Origin of the sequence: Bradyrhizobium sp. GCM10028915 (assembly GCF_042666195.1) — a bacterium.
GTDB classification, from domain to species: Bacteria; Pseudomonadota; Alphaproteobacteria; order Rhizobiales; family Xanthobacteraceae; genus Bradyrhizobium; species Bradyrhizobium canariense_D.
Window position 1 is genome coordinate 1 of record NZ_JBHTFN010000003.1, and the last position, 20,193, is coordinate 20,193.

General features: G+C 64.1%; 20 protein-coding genes. 7 read left to right on the forward strand and 13 right to left on the reverse strand.

Going from position 1 to position 20,193, the window contains the following annotated elements; genetic code table 11:
- The 9 genes from scpA to ACFQX9_RS01770 all read right to left on the reverse strand — a co-directional run.
- A partial coding sequence (gene scpA / locus ACFQX9_RS01730; RefSeq protein ID WP_377786301.1) for a methylmalonyl-CoA mutase occupies positions 1–1,367 on the reverse strand: 1,367 nt, incomplete at its 3' end.
- Positions 1,364–1,549 (reverse strand): hypothetical protein, encoded by a 186-nt coding sequence (locus tag ACFQX9_RS01735; RefSeq protein ID WP_018456878.1) that lies wholly within the window; start codon positions 1,547–1,549, stop codon positions 1,364–1,366. The genes ACFQX9_RS01735 and scpA, both read right to left, overlap by 4 nt.
- Positions 1,550–1,558: 9 nt before the next feature.
- Positions 1,559–2,023 (reverse strand): GFA family protein, encoded by a 465-nt coding sequence (locus tag ACFQX9_RS01740; RefSeq protein ID WP_085352263.1) that lies wholly within the window; start codon positions 2,021–2,023, stop codon positions 1,559–1,561.
- Positions 2,020–3,891 (reverse strand): methylmalonyl-CoA mutase family protein, encoded by a 1,872-nt coding sequence (locus tag ACFQX9_RS01745; RefSeq protein WP_377786304.1) that lies wholly within the window; start codon positions 3,889–3,891, stop codon positions 2,020–2,022. Before ACFQX9_RS01745 ends, ACFQX9_RS01740 begins: the two co-directional genes overlap by 4 nt.
- Before the next feature lie 81 nt (positions 3,892–3,972).
- The gene (gene folK / locus ACFQX9_RS01750) at positions 3,973–4,464 is read right to left on the reverse strand and encodes a 2-amino-4-hydroxy-6-hydroxymethyldihydropteridine diphosphokinase (protein WP_247474689.1); all 492 of its coding nucleotides are present in this window, start codon (positions 4,462–4,464) and stop codon (positions 3,973–3,975) included.
- Between the two features lies 1 nt (position 4,465).
- On the reverse strand, positions 4,466–4,834 hold the full coding sequence (folB, locus tag ACFQX9_RS01755) for a dihydroneopterin aldolase (protein ID WP_007593547.1): 369 nt from the start codon (positions 4,832–4,834) through the stop codon (positions 4,466–4,468).
- On the reverse strand, positions 4,831–5,691 hold the full coding sequence (folP, locus tag ACFQX9_RS01760) for a dihydropteroate synthase (RefSeq protein WP_377786307.1): 861 nt from the start codon (positions 5,689–5,691) through the stop codon (positions 4,831–4,833). Before folP ends, folB begins: the two co-directional genes overlap by 4 nt.
- A gap of 271 nt (positions 5,692–5,962) precedes the next feature.
- Entirely contained in the window at positions 5,963–6,370 is a 408-nt protein-coding gene (locus ACFQX9_RS01765) for a DUF4332 domain-containing protein (protein WP_007608193.1), read from the reverse strand.
- Positions 6,371–6,396: 26 nt separating this feature from the next.
- A complete protein-coding gene (locus ACFQX9_RS01770) occupies positions 6,397–6,762 on the reverse strand; it encodes a hypothetical protein (RefSeq protein WP_085362365.1) in 366 nt (121 codons plus the stop codon).
- A 346-nt stretch (positions 6,763–7,108) separates the two neighbouring features.
- Here ACFQX9_RS01770 and ACFQX9_RS01775 point away from each other — a divergent pair, with 346 nt between their 5' ends.
- The 3 genes from ACFQX9_RS01775 to ACFQX9_RS01785 all read left to right on the forward strand — a co-directional run bounded on the left by ACFQX9_RS01775 (position 7,109) and on the right by ACFQX9_RS01785 (position 11,645).
- Positions 7,109–8,737 carry a helicase HerA-like domain-containing protein gene (locus tag ACFQX9_RS01775; protein ID WP_377786309.1) on the forward strand — a complete coding sequence of 543 codons (1,629 nt, stop codon included), beginning with the start codon at positions 7,109–7,111 and terminating at the stop codon, positions 8,735–8,737.
- Between the two features lie 133 nt (positions 8,738–8,870).
- On the forward strand, positions 8,871–10,199 hold the full coding sequence (locus tag ACFQX9_RS01780; protein ID WP_085385862.1) for a glycosyltransferase family 87 protein: 1,329 nt from the start codon (positions 8,871–8,873) through the stop codon (positions 10,197–10,199).
- 51 nt (positions 10,200–10,250) lie between these two features.
- Positions 10,251–11,645: a M20/M25/M40 family metallo-hydrolase gene (locus tag ACFQX9_RS01785; protein WP_085352269.1), complete on the forward strand. Its 1,395-nt coding sequence runs from the start codon at positions 10,251–10,253 to the stop codon at positions 11,643–11,645.
- Between the two features lie 196 nt (positions 11,646–11,841).
- Here ACFQX9_RS01785 and ACFQX9_RS01790 read toward each other — a convergent pair whose 3' ends face one another.
- A complete protein-coding gene (locus ACFQX9_RS01790) occupies positions 11,842–12,621 on the reverse strand; it encodes a class II aldolase/adducin family protein (RefSeq protein ID WP_018456867.1) in 780 nt (259 codons plus the stop codon).
- A gap of 187 nt (positions 12,622–12,808) precedes the next feature.
- The gene (locus tag ACFQX9_RS01795) at positions 12,809–14,458 is read right to left on the reverse strand and encodes a glycosyltransferase family 39 protein (protein ID WP_204510684.1); all 1,650 of its coding nucleotides are present in this window, start codon (positions 14,456–14,458) and stop codon (positions 12,809–12,811) included.
- Positions 14,459–14,771: 313 nt separating this feature from the next.
- Between ACFQX9_RS01795 and ACFQX9_RS01800 the strand changes: the two genes are divergently transcribed.
- Both ACFQX9_RS01800 and ACFQX9_RS01805 read left to right on the forward strand, forming a co-directional pair.
- Positions 14,772–15,647 carry a DUF308 domain-containing protein gene (locus ACFQX9_RS01800; protein WP_247394552.1) on the forward strand — a complete coding sequence of 292 codons (876 nt, stop codon included), beginning with the start codon at positions 14,772–14,774 and terminating at the stop codon, positions 15,645–15,647.
- Positions 15,648–15,837: 190 nt separating this feature from the next.
- Positions 15,838–16,254, forward strand: coding sequence for a MucR family transcriptional regulator (locus ACFQX9_RS01805; protein ID WP_018456864.1), 417 nt, complete (start codon positions 15,838–15,840; stop codon positions 16,252–16,254).
- Between the two features lie 5 nt (positions 16,255–16,259).
- On the opposite strand, the gene ACFQX9_RS01810 is transcribed toward ACFQX9_RS01805, so the two are convergent.
- Together ACFQX9_RS01810 and ACFQX9_RS01815 are read right to left on the reverse strand one after the other, a co-directional pair.
- Positions 16,260–16,691 carry a SufE family protein gene (locus ACFQX9_RS01810; RefSeq protein WP_018456863.1) on the reverse strand — a complete coding sequence of 144 codons (432 nt, stop codon included), beginning with the start codon at positions 16,689–16,691 and terminating at the stop codon, positions 16,260–16,262.
- Positions 16,692–16,759: 68 nt separating this feature from the next.
- Positions 16,760–17,185, reverse strand: coding sequence for a DUF5330 domain-containing protein (locus ACFQX9_RS01815; RefSeq protein WP_247394550.1), 426 nt, complete (start codon positions 17,183–17,185; stop codon positions 16,760–16,762).
- Between the two features lie 384 nt (positions 17,186–17,569).
- Between ACFQX9_RS01815 and ACFQX9_RS01820 the strand changes: the two genes are divergently transcribed.
- Entirely contained in the window at positions 17,570–19,486 is a 1,917-nt protein-coding gene (locus ACFQX9_RS01820) for a PAS domain-containing sensor histidine kinase (RefSeq protein WP_247370952.1), read from the forward strand.
- A complete protein-coding gene (locus tag ACFQX9_RS01825; protein ID WP_018458487.1) occupies positions 19,479–20,174 on the forward strand; it encodes a peptidoglycan-binding domain-containing protein in 696 nt (231 codons plus the stop codon). The genes ACFQX9_RS01820 and ACFQX9_RS01825 overlap by 8 nt, the downstream gene beginning before the upstream one ends.
- Positions 20,175–20,193: the final 19 nt, after the last annotated feature.

Consider the following 20,193-nt stretch of genomic DNA (forward strand, 5'->3'; position numbering starts at 1 on the left):
ACGCCGATCACCGCCTGCTTGCCGGCGTCGATGCGGGCCTGGGTCTTGGCCGAGGCTTCCTCGATGCGCAGCTTCGGTACGCCGGCCTCGATCGCCTTGGCCATGCCCCCGAGCTCCTCGACCTCCTGGATGTGGCCCCAGGCCTTGGCGGCGAGGTCGCGGGTGAGACGCTCGACATAATACGAGCCGCCCCAGGGATCGATGATGCGGGTGGTGCCGCTCTCCTGCTGCAGGAAGAGCTGCGTGTTGCGGGCAATGCGCGCCGAAAAGTCGGTCGGCAAAGCGAGCGCCTCGTCGAGCGCATTGGTGTGCAGCGACTGGGTGTGGCCTTGCGTCGCCGCCATCGCTTCCACAGTCGTGCGCATCACGTTGTTGAAGACGTCCTGCGCGGTCAGCGACCAGCCGGATGTCTGGCAATGCGTGCGCAGTGACAGCGAGCGCGGATCCTTCGGATTGAAAGGCTTCAGCAGCTTCGCCCAGAGCAGCCGCGCGGCGCGCATCTTGGCCACTTCCATGAAGAAGTTCATCCCGGTCGCCCAGAAGAACGACAGCCGCGGCGCGAAGCGGTCGACATCGAGGCCCGCCGCAAGGCCGGCACGAAGGTATTCGACGCCGTCGGCCAGCGTATAGGCGAGCTCGAGGTCCTGCGTCGCGCCGGCCTCTTGCATGTGATAGCCGGAGATCGAGATCGAATTGTATTTCGGCATTTTTTGCGAGGTATACGCAAAAATGTCCGAGATGATCCGCATCGAAGGCGCGGGCGGATAGATGTAGGTGTTGCGCACCATGAACTCTTTCAGAATGTCGTTCTGAATGGTCCCTGAGAGCTTCTCCGGCGGCACGCCCTGTTCCTCGGCGGCCGCAACGTAGAGCGCGAGGATCGGCAGCACCGCGCCGTTCATGGTCATGGACACGCTCATCTGGTCGAGCGGAATGCCCGCAAACAGCGTGCGCATGTCGTAGATGGAATCGATGGCAACGCCGGCCATGCCGACGTCGCCGCCGACGCGCGGATGGTCGCTGTCATAGCCGCGGTGGGTGGCGAGATCGAAGGCGACCGAGAGGCCCTTCTGTCCGGCCGCGAGATTGCGGCGGTAGAACGCGTTGGAATCCTCGGCCGTGGAGAAGCCGGCATATTGCCTGACGGTCCAGGGCTGGTTGACATACATGGTTGGGTAGGGGCCGCGCAGATAAGGCGCGATGCCCGGATAGGTATCGAGGAAGTCGAGCCCGGCCAGATCGGCCTCGCTATATGCGGGCTTCACCAGAATGCCCTCGGGCGTCAGCCACGGCTCGGCGCTGCCGGTCGGGGCGTCGGTGGCGGCGCGCTCGAAGGCGACGTCGGCGAAATTGGGAATGCGGGTCATTCCTTGGGATCCTCAAACCTGCGATTGCGCTCAATCAGCTTTTGCACATTTTTCTTGTAGACGGGATCGTCCAAGCGGCTCTGAGTAATTTGGCCGGTCCCAACCCAGAGCAGCCGCGCGAACAGCTTCCCAATCTTCCATTCTGCCAGACCGAGCAACGTTTGTCCGAGCAGCTGAAACATGGCGGCGCCTCAATCATGGTCCGGATGCTGATGGCTGACGATGGTCGCCATCTTTTCCGGCCCGTAATTCTGCTGCGTGGTCTGGCTCGGCAGATTGGCGATCCCGACCACCCAGCCGAGACGGGACTCGGTGCCGAACTGCCGAGTCGGCACCACGTGGTCAGGACGGTCGAAGGCGCCGGTCATGATCTCGATCCGGTCGCCGTCGATGCGGCCAAAGCTCAGCGGCGTGCCGCAGGCGGCGCAAAAGCCGCGCTCGGCGATGGAGGAGGAGCGGAAGAACGACGGACTCCCCTTGGTCCAGGCGAAGTCCGTCTTGTTGATGTCGGCAAAAGAGGCGAACGGCGCGCCGCTGGCCTTCTGGCACATCCGGCAGTGGCAGATCGAAACCCTGTTCGGCGCCGTCGTGACTCCAAAGCGCACTGCCCCGCATTGGCAGCCGCCGGTGAGAACGGGTTTGCCTGCGTCTGTCATGGCTGCTCCATCCGTCGATAGGTGTCTTGCAGCGTGGCAAGCGCATCGCCGCCGGCAAAGACGAAGCCGGTGACGCCGGCTGCACGCAGCGCCGCCTCGGCATCGGTCGGGCGGCCTGCCAGATAGATAAGTCGGGCGCCGGCGGTTTGCAGGGCCTGCGCCGCGGCTTCGGCGTGTTCCGCATAGACCTTGTCGCTGGAACAAAGGCAGGCGAGCCCGGCACCGGAGGCCTTGAAGGCTGCAGCTAACTGGGCCGGATCGGCGAAGCCCTGGCTGTCGACGGCCTGGATGCCACCGGTCTCGAACAGGCTTTTGGCAAAGGTCGCGCGCGCCGTGAAATCAGCGGGCGTGCCGAGATTGGCCAAGAAGACTTTCGGCCGCGCGCCGTGTGCCTTCAAGGCCGCATCGGATTCGTCCCGCAGCGCCTCGAACGGTTCCGCCAGCCGGATCGGCGGCAGCGCGTCGAACTTGTATTTTTGCTCGCCATAAGGCGCCAGCGCGATCGGCGTCGCCTTCAGCACCGCAGTTTCGTTCTCGTGCAGGTTCGGAAACTCGCTGGCGCCGGTCAGCACGTCGCGGCGTTTTGCGATGTTGGCGTCGCGGGCTTTTCGCGCAGCCGCGACCTTGCTCTGGAACAGGCCCTGCTGAAGCGCAGCGAAGGCGCCGCCGGCTCTCTCGCTCTCCTGGAAGAGCGCCCAGGCCGCGTCGCAGAGCTGGCCGGTCAGCGTCTCGATGCCGCCTGCGCCTGCCGCGGGATCGCTGACCTTGGCGAGGTTGCTCTCTTCCAGCAGCACGAGCTGAGTATTGCGCGCCACGCGCCGCGCGAATGGATCGGGCAGGCCGAGCGCCAGCGTATGCGGCAGCACGGTGACCGCGTTGGCGCCGGCGAGTCCGGCCGCAAACGTCGCCATGGTCGCGCGCAGCATGTTCACATAGGGATCGCGCTGCGTCAGCATGCGCCAAGCGGTATCGGCGGCGATGTACAGCGGTTTTGGCGTGAGCCCGCACGCCGTCTCGATACGCGCCCACAGCAGCCGCAATGCGCGGAATTTTGCCATGGTGAGGAACTGGTCTGCATCTGCGGCAAGCCGCGCATAGACCATGCCCTGCGCCTGCTCCAGAGGAACGCCCGCGCCCTCGATCGCGCGGAAATAAGCGACGCCGCAGGCGAGCGCGAAGGCGATCTCCTGCGCCTCGGAGCCACCGGCATCGTGGATCACGCGTCCGTCGGCCGATGTAAACGGCTCCTTGAAGCCGAGCGCGGAGAGGCCCTTGACGCCGCCGGTGATGGCCGGAACGATCTCATCCCAGGTATAGGGGCTGTGGCCCCACACCGCGCAGGCCGCGAGCGGATCGAGCCCGAAGCGGATGTCGCAGGCCCCGGGATCGATGCCCTTGCTCTTCACATATTCCGCGACGTGGATCGCCGCCATCCGCGATTGCGGACCGATCTCGAGCTCGAGGCCGATGCCGGCATCGAGATGGACGTCCTTCAAGATCCTTGCGACTGCGTCTGCGGTCGGTTCCAGCCCGAAACCGTGAGCGGCATTGCCGCCGGCGAACACCAGCGCCAGACCCGTCGCACCATTTTCGAGATCGGTCAGTGCCTGCGCATTCGCCGCACTTGCATCGGGATGGTCGATCCGCTGCATGATCCGCCAGGGCGCCGCCGCCGGCCGGCCCACCACGGGCGCAACACCTTTGGCGCGCGGATAGAGCGGATCGATCTTGAGTCCGTCATAGGTCTTGGCGACCAGCTTCTCGAACGGCGCGCCCTTTAGCACGCCATCGACCAGCTTGCGCCAGTCGTCGACGGTCGCCTTGGGAAAATCCGCCGCCAGCGGCAGGTCGTCAGTCGCGGAGGTCATGCGGCGAAGGGCTCCCGAAAATCTTGTTGTTCGCAGGCGAAATTGCCACGGCCGGCCGTCCCTGCAAACGGTTGTTTTTGGTTAACCGGTATCCGGAAGCCGCTCAATGCCTTGTGTCGAGACGCTGGCGAGACCGTCATGGACACGAATGCCTGCGATCACGCGGTCGGGCGCGACCTCGGCCAGCGGCACCAGCACAAAGGCGCGCTCGAATAGGCGCGGATGCGGCAGGGTCAGGTCAGGCTTCTGCATCGACACATCGTCATAGGCGATCATGTCGAGATCGAGCGTGCGCGGGCCCCAGCGCCGCTCTTTATCGCGGGTGCGGCCGAATTTCTGCTCGACCTTCTGCATCACGAACAGGAGCGCATGCGGATCAAGGCTGGTCTCGATCTCGATGCAGGCGTTGATGAAGGGAGCCTGGTCCTCGTCGCCCCAGGGCGGCGTCGCATAGTCCGACGAGCGCGCGATCAAAGCGGCCTGCGCCATGCCGCAGATATGGGCGATTGCCTTCTGGAAGGTCGCGCGGACATCGCCGACATTGCCGCCGAGCGCAATCAGGACGCTCGCCATGTCAGGGGTGCCGCGAGCGTGTCAGCATGACGCCGACGTCGTCGAAGATGGCGGCGATCGGCGCATGCGGCTTGTGCACGGTGATCTTGACCGCACGTATGCGCGGAAAGTGCGACAGGATGGCATCGGCGACCGCGCCGGCCGCGCGTTCCAGAAGCTTGTAATTGGTGTTCTTGAAGGCCGCGGTGGTGGTCGCTACGACGTCGGCGTAGGACACAGTGTCGGCGAGCCGGTCGCTGCGCGAAGGCTCCGACAGGTCGGTATAGAGCTCGAGGTCGATGACAAAACGTTGGCCGACCTCGGTCTCGTGCTCCATCACGCCGTGGCGGGCATGGATCGACAGGCCGCTCACGAAGATCGTATCGGTCATGGCTTGCTCTCGATTGCGTGCGCCACTCGCAGGGCCTGCAAGGTCTCGGCGACGTCGTGGGTGCGGATGATTTTCGCGCCGCGTTGTGCGGCGAGCAGATGTGCGGCGATCGAGCCGGCGAGCCGCTCGGTCGGCTCCGACGGCGACACCGAGGCGATGAAGCGTTTTCGCGAGGCACCAACGAGGATCGGCAGGCCGAACATGTCGAGCTCGCGAAGTCGTGCCAGCGCAATCATGCTCTGTTCTGCCGTCTTGCCGAAGCCGATGCCGGGATCGAGCACGATCTTGTCGCGGGCGATGCCGGCTTGTGCCGCGATATCCAGCGAGCGCTGGAAGAACGCCTTCATGTCCGCAATGATGTCGATGGCGGGATCGACCCTGTCGCGGTTATGCATGACGATGACAGGGACGCTCCTCGCGGCCACCAGCGGCGCCATGCCGGCGTCGCGTTGCAGGCCCCAGACGTCGTTGGCGATCGCAGCGCCCTGGTCGAGCGCAAAGGCCACCACTTCCGCCTTCATGCTGTCGATCGAGACCGGCACGCCGAGCGCCACGATGTCCGATAGCACCGGCTTGAGCCGGGCCAGTTCGTCTGCCGCGGTGACCGGCCGGGCGCCCTTGTAGGGCCGGGTGGACTCGGCACCGATATCGATGATGTCGACCCCCACCTCGATCATCGCCCGCGCCCGCGCGAGTGCCTGCTCGGGCGCGATGAATTCGCCGCCGTCGGAGAATGAATCCGGGGTGACGTTGAGCACGCCCATCACCGCCAGGATCGGCCGCTCCAGCAGCGTCCGCAGCACGTCAGGCCCGACTGAACCGGCCGCCGGGACGGATGGGGAGTGCGAGGCATTCATGCGGCCCGCTTTAGCGGTCGGGGAGGGGGAGTCAAGACGGGAAGGCGTGGGTTGCCAGCGTTTGGGCAGGGCGTCGCACACCCTCGCTGTCATTGCCCGCGAAAGCGGGCAATCCAGTATCCAGAGACAGTGCCGCGATACGGAGGAGCCGCGGCGTACTGGATACCCCGCTTTCGCGGGGTATGACGGCAGAGTTGGGATGCATTGTTGCTCATCGGGCAAAACAATGCCGAGAGAGTAGCGCCCACCCCGTATGCGGAGAGCAGCAGTCCTAATACGAAATCTTCGGCGGCAGCTTCTTCGCCTTGGCGATGATGTCGCCGACCGACTTCTCCGAGGGCAGGATGCGGAGCAGCTTTTTCTTCTCGTTGGCGTCCCGCATGCTCTGGGCGAGCCTTGCCGGGTTACGGTAGGCGAGCTCGCGCACGGTGGTGACGCCGGCGGCGCGGACCAGACCGACCTTGGCCCTGCCCATGCCGGGGATGCGCATGTAGTCGGAGACGTTGGCCCATTCCAGCAGCAACTGCTCGCTGATGCCGGTCTTCGCGGAGAGCGCCTTGCGGCCCTTCACGGTCGAAGCCGCCTCGAGCAGCGCGTCGGTGGTGCGGATACCCTGCGCCTTCAACTTGTTGGCGGCAAAGGCCGACAGGCCCTCAATCTCGGAGATCGGATATGTCATGATACTCGATGTGAAATGCGCAGGCGTCAGGCGAACTGGCTGAGGCCCGGGGTCCCCGCGATGATCTTGCCCATCTGATCCGCTCCGATTTTGTCTCGGCCGAAGCGAAAAAGTTCACGGGCGATGTTCTGAATCTCGGACATGCCAAGTCCCAGGCCCATCAGGCGCGTGCCGACCGCCATCAGGCCGCCGCCCATCAGCCGCGACAGTCCTCCGCCGGTGCCGGATGCCTCGATTGCCGCTTCTGCACCTGGAATCTCGTCGATCAGGACCTGGACGCTGTCGGAAGGACCCTCGTTGCGGAGGAAGCCCAAGATAATGCCGACGGTCTTTTCGGCGACAGCACTATCTATGCTGGCGTTTGTCGCCAGCCGCCCGATTAGCTCGTCCATATGGCCGCCCCTCAGCCGGTTCACATGCCGGAGTATTGCTTTCGAAAATGATCTTGAGCCGGTGTGGTGTGAAATACAAGCGATGAACGCCATCAACGTTCCGATTCATTCTCGAACGCGCGAGAAGTGTTGCAGTGATGCAAGAGCGGAGATGAAATCGGCAAAAAAATGCCGCGATGCGAATGCGTCCTTCCTACTTTCGGCGGATGTCCACCTGCATATTTCCGACGATGTCGCATGCCCGGAGCGCGTTGAATGGTTTCAATCAGCGCGCGACATGCGTTAAACTACGGAACTGTGCATTCGAATTTCGATATGCGAAACAGGGCAGAGAGATCAGGGAATAATGACCGCACAGGACAGCAAGCTCGGTGATACCGACGACAAAATCTTCGTCGGTAAAGGAAACGAGCAGGCTTGGCTGACGCTGGCGTTCGCCAATCGCCACGGCCTCGTCACAGGTGCAACCGGAACCGGCAAGACGGTCTCGCTGCAGGTTATGGCGGAAGGATTTGCGCGCGCCGGTGTTCCGGTCTTCGCGGCCGACATCAAGGGCGACCTCTCGGGCATCTCCGAGGTCGGCGTGCCCGCGGATTTCATCGTCAAGCGCGCCACCGAGATGGGACTGACGTTCGAGCCCGACCAGTTCTCGACGGTGTTCTGGGACGTGTTCGGCGAGCAGGGCCACCCGGTCCGTGCGACCGTCACAGAAATGGGCCCGCTGCTGCTCGCACGTATGCTGGACCTGAACGACGTGCAGGAAGGCGTGCTCAACGTCGCCTTTCGCGTCGCCGACGACAACGGGCTGACCCTGATCGACATGAAGGATCTGCGCGCGCTGCTCGATGCCATCGTGCCCGATGCGGGCAAGAAGGGGACGGATGCCGAGGACAGTCCGCTTGCCGAGATCAAGAAGGCGGCGCAGGGTTTTGGTAATGTCACCAAGGCCACGGTCGGCACCATCCAGCGCCAGCTTCTGGTGCTGGAGAACCAGGGCGCCACCAAATTCTTCGGCGAGCCGGCGCTGACGCTGAAGGACTTCATGAAGACCGACCGCGACGGCCGCGGCATGGTCAACATCCTCGTCGCCGACAAACTGCTGCAGAGCCCACGGCTTTACGCGACATTCCTGCTGTGGATGCTGTCGGAATTGTTCGAGGAGCTGCCCGAGGCCGGTGACCTGCCCAAGCCGAAGCTGGTCTTCTTCTTCGACGAGGCGCATCTGTTGTTCAACGACGCGCCCAAGGCGCTGATGGACAAGATCGAGCAGGTGGTGCGCCTGATCCGCTCCAAAGGCGTCGGCGTTTATTTCGTGACTCAAAACCCGGTCGACGTGCCCGACCGCGTGCTCGGACAATTGGGCAACCGGGTGCAGCACGCGCTGCGCGCCTTCACCCCGCGCGACCAGAAGGCGGTCGCCGCTGCGGCCCAGACCTTCCGCCCCAACCCGAAGCTCGACACCGCCAAGGTGATCATGGAGCTCGGTAAGGGCGAGGCGCTGGTGTCCTTTCTCGAAGGCAACGGCACGCCGGCGATGGTCGAGCGGGTGATGATCCGGCCGCCATCGGCCCGGATCGGACCGATCACGCCGGAAGAGCGCAAGGCGATCATGGATGCAAGTCCGGTGAAGGGCAAATACGACACCGCCGTTGATGCAGAGTCCGCCTACGAGATGATCCAGAAGCGCATTGCCGGCACGGCGGCGACTGCCGATCCCAGCGCGGCTGGCGGCATTGGAGGCGGTGGCATCCTCGGCCAGATCGGCTCGATGGTCGGCACCATCTTCGGTACGAACGTCAAGCGCGGCCGCCTCTCGACGGGCCAGGTCATCGCCCGCGACGTGACCCGATCGGTCACCAATCAGGTAATCGGGGGGATGGCGGCCAATATCGGCAAGTCCGTCGCCGGCCAGCTTGGTGGCTCGATCGGCCGCACCCTGGTCCGCGGCGCGCTCGGCGGCTTGCTGCGCAGGTAGGCAGAAAGCCTCGTTTGAGGCAACTCCTCCGCAAACCCGCCGCTTGTGCGCGGCGGGTACAAATTCGGGTGATCAGGACTCTCCAAGCGTTCGTTGGTCTGCTAGGTGCTATGGCCCCTGACTGGACCACATCGTGACCTCACCTAAATCTTTCGTTCGATCCGGCGCACTCCGAACCCTGTCGTTGCGTGCGCCACTCGACCTGCTCTTCCTGCTCTGCTGCTTCATCCTGGCTGCCGATGTCCTTGGTCCCGAGATCTTCGGGCACGGCAAGACCAAGGACTACGGCCTGTGGTACTGGGCCGGGCAGCAGGTCTTGAAGGGTGGGCCGCTCTATCCCGGCGATATCCACCAGTACTTCGAGTTCATCTACCCACCGCTGCCGGCGATCCTGCTGGCAGTCCCGAGCTGGTTCGGCAAGATCGCGCTCTACAGCGTGCTGTCGATCCTGAATATTGCGGCGTGGTGGTACACCGGGATGCTCTCCAATGCCATGACCGGTTCGGGCCGCACGGCTGGCCCTTGGCTGGAGGCGCTGCCCGCTCTCGTCACCGTGACCTTCGTGTTCGACATGTTCGATCTTGGCCAGCCGAACCTCGTCCTGCTGGCGATGATGCTCTACGGCTTCTGGAGTTTGCAGCATCAGCGCTCCTGGCTCGCAGGCTTCATGTTCGCGCTCGCCGCCGCCATCAAGGTGTTTCCCATTGCGGTGCTGCCCTATCTGGTCTGGCGGCGAAACTGGGGAGCCGCCGTCGCTACGGTCGCGTTCGCCGGCATACTTCTCTATATCGTGCCGGCCCCCATTCGCGGCTTCGAGCGCAACGCCGCCGAGGTCAAGACCTGGTATCAGGGCATGGTCGGGTCGAGTTCGGAAAAAGGATTTGGCCAGCGCGACGAGCAGAACTGGTCGTGGGTGAACCAGTCACTCATTGCTGTCACGCACCGGCTGGTCCGGCCAATCAACTACAATCAGGAGGATCCGAGCAAGCCGGCGCGCACGATGAATGTCATCGACGTCGATTACAGGACGGCGAACTGGATCGTGCTGGCGCTGTCGGCGTTGCTCGGACTCGGCTTCGTCGCGGTCATGCCACGGCAAGCGCGGCGTACGGCGCGCTCGGACGCCGAGGAACTCGGCATCCTGTTCTGCCTGATGACGGTGGCATCGCCTCTGGCGCGGCAATACTACTTCATGTGGCTGTTCTTCCCGATGACGGTGCTGATGCATCGTGCCGCCTTCGACGAGCGGGCGAACGTGCGCCTGGGAACCTGGCTCGCCCTTGGCGCCGCCGGCATCCTCATGCTGCTGGCGCTGCCGTGGTTTCCAAATGTCTTGCAGGCCTGGGGCAACAACCTCGTCGCCACGGCGGTGCTCGCAGCTAGTCTCGCATGGCACATCCGGCATCCGCCGGTTGCGGCTGGCCTCAACGCCGCGGCAGCGCTAAAAGCCGATAGTTCTTGAGAAGACATCTTGAGCCGACGTCTCGGGATTCGAACGCAGGGAATACGACCAATGGCAAATGCGCAGCTTCAATCCGTGCTCGACCACATCGACAAGGAGTTCGACAACAGCCTGGAGCGCCTGTTCTCGCTGTTGCGGATCAAGTCGATCTCCGCCGATCCGGCCTTCGCGGCCGATTGCAAGGCGGCGGCCGAGCATCTTGCCAGGGACATCGCGAGCCTCGGCGTTGCCACTGAAGTGAGGCCAACCGCCGGCCATCCCGCGGTCGTCGGCAAGAGCGTCGCGGGCGGCCGTCCGCATGTGCTGTTCTACGGCCACTATGATGTGCAGCCGGTCGATCCTCTCGAGCTCTGGCACCGTCCGCCATTCGAGCCTGTTGTGACCGACCATGCCGATGGTCGCAAGATCATCGTGGCGCGCGGCGCCGAGGACGACAAGGGCCAGGTCATGACCTTCGTCGAGGCCTGCCGCGCCTGGAAGAAGGTGACGGGGTCGCTGCCGATCGACGTCACGTTCCTGATCGAAGGCGAGGAAGAGGTCGGCTCGAAGAACTTCGTGCCCTTCATCGAAGCCAACAAGGACGAGTTTAAGGCTGACTACGTGCTGGTCTGCGACACCGGCATGTGGGACCGCAACACGCCGGCGATCACGACCTCGCTGCGCGGCCTGCTCTATGAGGAGCTCAAGATCACCGCCGCCAATCGCGACCTGCATTCCGGCGTGTTCGGCGGTAGCGCGATGAACCCGATCCGGGTGCTGACCAAAATTCTCGGCGCGCTGTTCGACGACGACAATCGCATCACCATTCCGGGCTTCTATGATGGGGTGAAGGACACGCCGCCGGATATTCTCGCGCAGTGGAAGAAGCTCGATTTCACGCCGGACACATTCCTCAAGCCAGTTGGGCTATCGATACCGGCCGGCGAGAAGGGCAGGCTCCTGGTCGAGCAAGCTTCCACGCGTCCGACCTGCGACGTCAACGGCATCTGGGGCGGTTATATCGGTGAGGGCTCGAAGACGGTGATCCCGTCGCACGCCTCGGCCAAGGTCTCGTTCCGACTGGTCGAAGGGCAGGATCCGCAAAAGATCCGCAAGGCTTTCCGTGAGTACGTGACGGCGCGCATTCCGGGAGACTGCAAGGTCGAGTTCGGCGACCACTCTGCCGGGCCTGCGATTGCGCTCGACTGGAACATGAAGCCGCTCGCCGCGGCCAAGACCGCGCTGACCGAGGAATGGGGCAAGGAGACCGTGTTGATGGGCTCGGGCGCCTCGATCCCGATCGTCGCGGACTTCAAGCGTACGCTTGGGCTGGATTCGCTGCTCGTCGGTTTCGGCCTCGACGACGACAATATCCACTCGCCGAACGAGAAGTACGACCTCCGCAGTTTCCAGAAAGGCATCCGTTCCTGGGCCCGCATCCTCGCGGCGCTGGCGGAGGTGAAGTAGGGCGCTCTTTCCTCGTCATTGCGAGCGTAGCGAAGCAATCCAGAAATCTCTCTCCGGCGCCAGCCTGGATTGCTTCGTCGCTTCGCTCCTCGCAATGACGGGGCCAAATAAAAACGCCGCCCGGAATTGGGCGGCGTTTCATTCCAAAAGGCGTAGAGGTTCGTTGACCGTTACCCTACACCAAATCCCGAAAATTTCAAGAGCGGTAGCCCGGAAGCTCGCGGTCCAGCTTGCGTAGCAGCGGTGGCCACACGAGGTTGGTGGCGCGCAGCTCGGCGCGGTCGCGGTTGGCGAGCAGCTCGGTGTTCTTGTCGATCGCGACATCGTCGACCGGGTAGACCGGCGTTCCCAGCGCGCGCGTACGCACCTGCATCGAGCAGGCTCGCTCGAGGTGATACATGCGCTCGAAGGCCGAGGCGACCGAGCGCCCGACCGTCAGCGTGCCGTGGTTGCGCAAGAGCATGTGGTTGTGGTCGCCTAGGTCCTTCTGCAGCCGCGGCCGCTCGTCGTGGTCGAGGGCGATACCTTCGTAGTCGTGATAGGCGAGGTCGTGGGTGACGAGCTGGGCGGTCTGGTTCAGCGGCAGCAGGCCTTCGGCGCTGCTCGAGACAGCGGTGCCGTCTAGGGTGTGAAGATGCAGCACGCAGATGGCGTCCTCGCGAACCTCGTGGATCGCCGAGTGGATGGTGAAGCCGGCGGGGTTGACGCTGTATTCGCTCTCGGAGAGCTGGTTGCCGTGCAGATCGACCTTGACGAGGCTCGACGCCGTGATCTCGTCGAACATCAGCCCGTAGGGGTTGATGAGGAAATGATGGTCGGGGCCGGGCACGCGCGCTGAGATGTGGGTGTCGACCAAGTCGTCCCAGCCGTAGAGCGAGACGAGGCGATAGCAGGCGGCGAGATTGACCCGTTGCTGCCACTCGGCCTCCGTCATGTTCGACGGCACTTCCTTCAGGCGCGCTTCCGCTGGCGACATGGCTGATCTCTCCGAACATCGTTGTTGCAGGGAGGGAGCGTAGTCCTGCCGCGACCTGCCAGCAAGGCACACAAAGCGCGGCAGTCCAGCGTAGCCCGCATGAGCGAAGCGACATGCGGGGCTGCCTGATAGGCCCCGGATGTCGCTGCGCTCATCCGGGCTACGGTCCTACAAGAGAGAAGAATTTTTACGGCGCCGGGATCGAGAGCAGGCTGGAAATGCTGCTGCCGCGGATATCGTAGACGCGGGCGAACACCACGTCGTCGCGCTTGATCTCGACCAGCACGGGGGCGGTGAGGCCCTTGCAGTAGAACTCACCGAGCGTCATGGCGAAATCGGCGGCATTGGAATCCCAGCCAATGGTGAAGTCGGGGCCGAGCGCGACCTGGGCGGGACGCTGCGGACCGCACACGGCGACCTTCCATTTCCGATTGCGCGGCGGCACTTCCTGGCGTTCGACCAGCTGCTCGCGCAATTCGTCGGAGGCCTGCTTCAGCGCGAGGCCCCAATAATCCAGCATGAAGCGGTCGTCGGCGCCGCGCACGGTGCCGGCGATGTGGTTGAAGTGGGTGTATTGATAGGGATGCAGGCGGATCATCTCGGCGAGCGAGAGCGCAAGGCCAAAGCAGAAGGTGGCGAGCACGACCGGCTGCCAGGTGCGATGATTGGCGCGCAGGCGCTCCATGGCCCAGCCAAAGGCGACGCCGCCGAGCACCGCCATCGGCGGGATCACGAAGACGAAATGGCGGATGCCATTGTACAGCGCCGGTCGCTTCACCATCGCGATCGCGAGCGGCAGCGTCGCGGCGAGCGTGAGCATCAGCAGGATGGTCTTGCGGCGGGCTGGGACCTCGCGGCGGGGCAGCATAACCAAGGTGCCGATCACGGCGCCGAACGTCAGCACCAGCATCACCTCGGGCAACTGAAGTGCGAACAGCGTCGGCAGATAGGACCAGGGCATGTCAGGCACGGATACGATCGCGCCGTCGAACATCTCCTTCCAGGGTTTCTCGAAGAAGTGCGAGAAGTAGGTCAGCGCCTCGAAGGGATTGCCGGGCTCCATGATCGACCACGGCCAGATCAGCCCCATCACGAGATAGCCGAGCACGAGGCCGGGCAGCAGCACGTAGACGACATGAGCGAAGCGTCGGACCGACTCGCGCAGGCCCTCGCTGCGCAGTTCCTCCAGGAACAGCGGCATGAAGCCGATTACGGCATAGACCAGCGCAAGGCCGCCGAGGATGCGGGTGCCGAGCGAGAGGCCGGCACCAAGGCCGACGATCAAGATCGTGCGCGGCGAAGGCTGCGGATATTCCTCGGCGAGGCGCACAAGGCCCAGCATCAGGATGATCATGGCCACGGCGAAGGGCGCATCCTTCGGGTTCATGAACATGTGGCCGTAGAAGATCGGGCAGAGCGCGAGCAGCAAGAGCGAGGCAAGTCCCGCAAGCGGGCCGCCGATACGGCGGCCGAGCCGCCACGTCACGGCAAGTCCGATCACGCCGACGACGGCGCCGACCAGACGGCGCGTCTCGAACAGCTCGAGCGGAATCACCTTGTGCAGGAGGGCCGCGACCATGTCGAAGCCGCCGCCATACATATAGAGGTTGGCGAAGGAGAGTGCCGCGGTGTCCTTGAAACCGGAACCGAACATGCGCAGCAGCAGGTCGGCATATTCGGCGTGGGTGTAGTCGTCCCAGCCGAGCCCATAGTCGCGGAAGGTCAAGCCTGCAATGACGGCGACCGCAGCCAGCACCAGCATGGCGAGATCGTCGCAAGTCCGTTCAACCGAGCGCCGCAGAGGCGTGTCGATCGCCGAAGTCGTGATGGATGTCATGGCTATTGGTGACCCGGAATCCCCTCTTGGCCCTGCTGGTGCGCGCGGGCCTGCTCCCCGGAATCCCTATAGCGCAGTTCCATTACCAAGTAATTGGGCATTATGGCTAAATTCCTGATGCAACGCAGCAAATCCGACCAACTTGAGAGGAGCCTAGAAGTAGCGAGCCGTAGCTGAAGGGAATGTGAATAAGTCCCTGATTTCCTTTCCTTTAGGAACGCAGCCTATAATTCGACGTTGGCGTGGAACACCGGATGACGGTATCGTGGCGTGACGAGTGTCGCGTATGGCTGCGCGGCCGGGGGTGAGTTCGATGGCGTTGGCATTGTTGATCGCGGGGATTTTCGCCGTTTTGGCGGGCCTCCTTGCGATCCTGTTCGGCTTCACCGTCAGGGAATTCAGTCTCGGCAGTACCCTCATAATCTCCGGTACCATCGGCGTCTGCTCCGGACTGTTACTGGCCGGCCTCTACGTGGTGGTCGCGGAGTTGAAGGGCATCGCCCGCCGGCTGGCTGGATCAATTGCACCATCCGACGTTCGGGTCAGGCCCGTGCTGCCGGGTCTCGGGATGGCCGGGACGCCTGCCCCCGCGCCTGAGCCGGCGGGCGCCGAGAAGATGGAGCCGGCGCCGCCATTGCCGGCCGCAGGACCGCCGCCTTGGCAGAACGAAGCAGCCGCGCGCGAGCGTCCGCGCGTCGAGCCGCCGCCAGCGCCGGAAGCTCCGAGCCCGCCTGAGGTTCCGGAACCGCCGCGCCGGCGCAACCTGTTGTTCGCCTCGACCTCCCGCAAGGAGCGTGAGCGCGCGGAAGCGAAGACCGGCGAGGGCTTGCCGCCGCTGCCGCATGCCGAGCCGTCGGCGGAGCCTGCCGCCCCGGAGACGCCGCCTGCGAGCTTTGACGACGCCTGGCCGAAGCCGGACCGTATGAGGCCTCCGGAGCCGCCGGCCGCCGCGCGGCGCCCGTCACCGCGCTCGCCGTCGACCTTCGCTGAGCCTGCTCCGCCGCCCGCACCCGAGCCTGCGGCTGCGGCCGAGCAGACGCCTGTGACCGTGCTCAAATCCGGCATCGTCGACGGCATGGCTTATTCGCTCTATTCCGATGGCTCGATCGAAGCCCAGATGCCTGAGGGGATGATGCGCTTTGCCTCGATCGACGAGCTGCGCTCCCACCTCGACCAGCGCGGCGCTTGAGAGCGGGCGCAGGCAAATCTGGTGCAGGCAAAGGCTAGCGTAGACAAGTAAAGCGGTGGTGTTCTTGTCACTTCGTCAGTAAATCAGCCCGGATTCCTTAGTCGTCCCAATTCAGCCGAACGTATTGTTGACACGGAATACTTTGGCGTCGTCTCTCGCGTGAGACGCAAGGTGGAGAAAGGCGGGGCCGATGTCGGATGCTGGGGCTAAGAATTTCGTTGAGCTGACGGCGGGCATCGTGTCGGCCTATCTCAGCAACAATCCAACGCCTGCGGCTGAGATTCCGAATCTGATCAGCCAGGTGCATGGCGCGCTGGTGCGCGTTTCGTCAGGCCGCACCGAGACGGCGCCGCTCGAGCCAGCGAAGCCGGCGGTCTCGCTGAAGAAGTCGATCGCGCCCGATTATCTGGTTTGTCTGGAAGACGGCAAGCGCTTCAAGTCGCTGAAGCGCCATCTGCGCACCCAATACAACATGACGCCGGAGCAATATCGCGAGAAATGGGGCCTGCCGGCCGACTATCCCATGGTCGCACCGAACTATGCGGTGGCCCGCTCGCAGCTTGCGAAGCAGATGGGACTGGGACAGCAGCAGCGGAAGCGGAAGTAGAGTTTCTACGACGCTTCCGCGAGCGCCTCTTTCGCGTCGGTCTTGATCCGCTCGACCATCGAGCGCAGGCCGTTCGAACGCTGCGGCGTCAGATGGTCGCGAAAGCCGAACTCGTCGAATACGGCAATGGCGTCGGTCGCAAGAATCTCCTGTGGCGTGCGGCCGGAGTAAAGCGACAGCACGATCGCGACCAGCCCGCGCACGATGTGGGCGTCACTGTCGCCGCGATATGTCAGGATCGGCGCGCCGTCATCGCGACGATCAATCAGCTTCTGAAGCCAGACCTGGCTGACACAGCCATTCACCTTGTTCTCGGCCGAATGCTCGGCTTCGGACATCGGTTCCAGGGTGCGACCGAGCTCGATGACGTACCGATAGCGGTCGTCCCACTCGTCCAGAATCTCGAAATTGTCCCTGATTTCGTCGATCGTCGTCATGCTGGCCCAAAGTTCCCGTTCAGGCCAATATAGGGACGCAAAGCGCCGAAATCGATAGGGTTTGGGCGCTAATTCGCCGGTGCGGGCGCCGGGCCGCGCCATTCCAGCGCGAGGTCGTCCTGGGACAGGGTGTCGCGCGGCGCCTCGCTCGCAGCAAGATCGCCTTCGCCGGCCAGCGCGATCGAGCCGGTGTGGTCGGGCGCCTTCTTGTCGGGCTTCTCGAGCTGCTCTTTCTTGTCGTTAATGATCTGGTAGATCTTCTTTGCGCCGTCCTGCGCCCGCTGGCCGATGATGGTGGCGGCCTGTCCGCCGACCTCGCAGGCCGCTGGCTGGCGCTTGCAGAACTGGGTCATGTCGGAGACGGCCGCGGTCGCAGCCTGCACCGCGTCGGCAGCGCCGATCTGCGGCAGCTTGTCCGATTCGGGCGTCTTGTCCCGCGGCAGGAGCACCAGCACCAGCCCGAGCCAGAATGTGATGCGAAGCAGAAAGCGCATCTTGCGTCCTGTATGTTAGATCCCGCCGCGGCGATCTCCGCGGATGTCGGACCTAGCAACTCTCGATAAATCGCAAGTGATTGCCTTCCGCTTAATTCGCGGAAAATTGACTCAAGAATCTTTGCTATCGATGGTGTCGTAAATTTTCGATTGACGTCCGTGCCGTGAGCGCTGCCGCCACGCCCGTCCACCATTTCGAAACCATGCGGATCACGGTGAAACCCTGTGTTCACCATCCTCGCCGATGACGTCGTCAAATCGTCTAAAAAGCCCTGCGATGACGGGGTGTCCGGCGGCGCGCCGCGATGCCTTAGTGTTCGTTTAAGGTCGCTCTGACACGGTGGCTCAACGATAAGGAGGCGTTCCGGCGCGTCTTCCCGACGAATGAGCCGAAGCGCGAGACCCGTGACAGTTTTGAGTATCATCCGCGATTGTCTCGATGCGCTGCTGCATCCCTCCGCGCGTTACGACGCGCTGACGCGAGCGCGCCATCGTGCCTTCATGGCCCCGCGGCTGCTCGGCAGCCTAGCCGCCTTTGCCGCATTCCCGGTCTATCTCGCCATGCGCGGCGCGCCGAGCGCGATCGAGGTGGCAGCCTTCGCCTGGCTGATTGCGCCGATCCTGTTGTCCTGGTTCCTGTCGCGCACCGGCCGTTACGAAGGCGCGCATGTGCTGTCGTCGCTGGCGCTCTCGGGCCTGATCATGGCGGTTGCGGTGACGACCGGCGGCATCGAATCATTCGCCGCAATCTGGCTGGTTGTCGTTCCCCTCGAAGCTGCGCTGTCGGCCTCGCGCCGCGTCGCGGCCTTTGCCTCGCTGCTGGCGCTGTCCTGCGCCGGCATCCTGATCCTCGTCAGCCAGCTCGGCTGGCTGCCGATTGGCGATACCAGCGCTGCGGAACGCGGCGTGCTGATAGCGTTCGGCGTCGCCTCGGCGACGCTCTATGCCGCAGGTCTGGCCTTCGGAGCGGAATCGCTCGCGCGCACCAGCGTTGCGCTGCTGTTGCGTGAGGAAGAGCGTTACCGCCTCCTGGCGCGGAACATGAGCGACGTCATCTCGAGGCATCAGCGCAACGGCGCGGTGCAGTTCATTTCACCGGCGGTGGAAGCCATGCTCGGCGTGCCCGTCGCGCAACTGCTCGGCCACGGCCTGTTCGATCGCGTCCATGTCGCCGATCGGCCGGCGTATCTGACGGCGCTGTCCGATGCCGCGCGCGGCGACGTGCGCAGTGTCGAGTTCCGGTTGCGCCGGGAGCGTGCCGGCTCTGAGCGCGGCCAGGTTGATTTCATCTGGGTCGAGATGCGCTGCCGCCCGCTCGATCAGGATATGGGCCGTGATGCCACGCGCGAGGCCGATGTCGTCGCCGTGATGCGCGATGTCACCGACCGCAAGCTCGGGGAGCAGGCGTTCGATCAGGCGCGCAGCGCTGCAGAGGCGGCGGACGCCGCCAAGACGCGCTTCCTCGCCACCATGAGCCATGAGCTGCGCACGCCGCTGAACGCCATCATCGGCTTCTCCGAGATGATCACGCAGGAGCAGACCTTGATGCTGGGCGCGGCCCAGCGGAGGGAATACGCCCAGCTCATCAACGATTCCGGCCAGCATCTGCTCTCGGTCGTCAACGGCATCCTGGACATGTCCAAGATGGAGTCGGGCAATTTCGAGATGGCGTCCGAACCGTTCGCGCCGCGTGCATCATTGATGCATTGCTGCAATCTGCTGGCGCTGAAGGCGCGGGAGAACGGCGTCGATCTTGTCACCGATGCGCCGCAGGATCTGCCTGTCATGACCGGCGATCCGCGCGCCTTCAAGCAGATCGTGCTCAACCTCGTCGCGAACGCCGTCAAGTTCACCGAGCGTGGCGGTCAGGTCACCGTAACGGCCGCGGTCTCGGGCTCGCAGCTTGCGCTGCGCGTCAGCGACACCGGAATAGGCATCGCGCCTGACGATCTCAAGCGCATCGGCGCGCCGTTCTTCCAGGCTGGCAAGACCTATCAGCGCCGTCACGAAGGCACCGGCCTCGGACTTTCGATCGTGAAGAGCCTGGTGGCGTTGCATCTCGGCGAATTGACGGTACAAAGCAGGCTCGGCGAGGGCACTGCCGTCACCGTCAAGCTGCCGCTCGTCTACACGCCGCAAGCCAAGACGTCTGATATGAAGACTTCTGATGGCAAGATGTCCGACAGCAAGGCGAGCGAGAGCAAGATCGCGACCCTGACGCCGGTGCTACGCCAGGAAGTTCAGGACCATCCTCACGACCAAGTTCAGGACCAACCCGCTCTGGTGAAGAAAAGTGCCTAAAAAGTCTGCCAAGGACGAAGCCGCTCCGCGCCGCCGTGGCGCCAAGGCCGCGGTCATCGATGTCGAGACCGAGCGCAATCTCGTGCTGCGCGTGCTGCTGCATAGCCCCAAGGATACCCTGGCCGGTCTCGTCGCCGTTGCCGCCATCGGCGCGATCGTTGCCAATGCGCTGTTCCTGCAGACCGGCCGGCATCCAGCGCCGATGTTCGGCACCGTGATCAATCTTCCCGCACCGTCGTCCCTGGCGCTGTCGAACCCCTTGCCGCGTCCGCGTCCCGTCGGCGCCGATACTTCGCCGCTCGAGCCGAGAGCGACGGAGTTTCGTGCCGAACCCAGACCTGCGGAAAAGCCGCCTGAAAGGCCTGTCGAGGCGACCGCATCGACGCCGCGCTCGGGCGATCCCATGACCAATCTGGTCAAGCAAACGATTTCGGCGCCGCCCTCCGTCACGCGTCCTCCGGCGCCGATCCCCGTGCAGCAGAGCCCGGCCGCGCGGCGCATCGCCGGCGTGCAGCGCGCGCTGTCCGAATATGGCTACGGGAATTTGAAGATCACGGGCGCGATGGGCGCCGAGACCCAGTCCGCGATCCAGAAATTCGAGCGCGAGCACAAGATGCAGGTCACCGGCCAGCTGTCCGACCGCCTGCTCCGCGAGCTCGGTGCCGCGATCGGACACCCCGTCGAATAGTCGTGACTGTTGCGAAGGC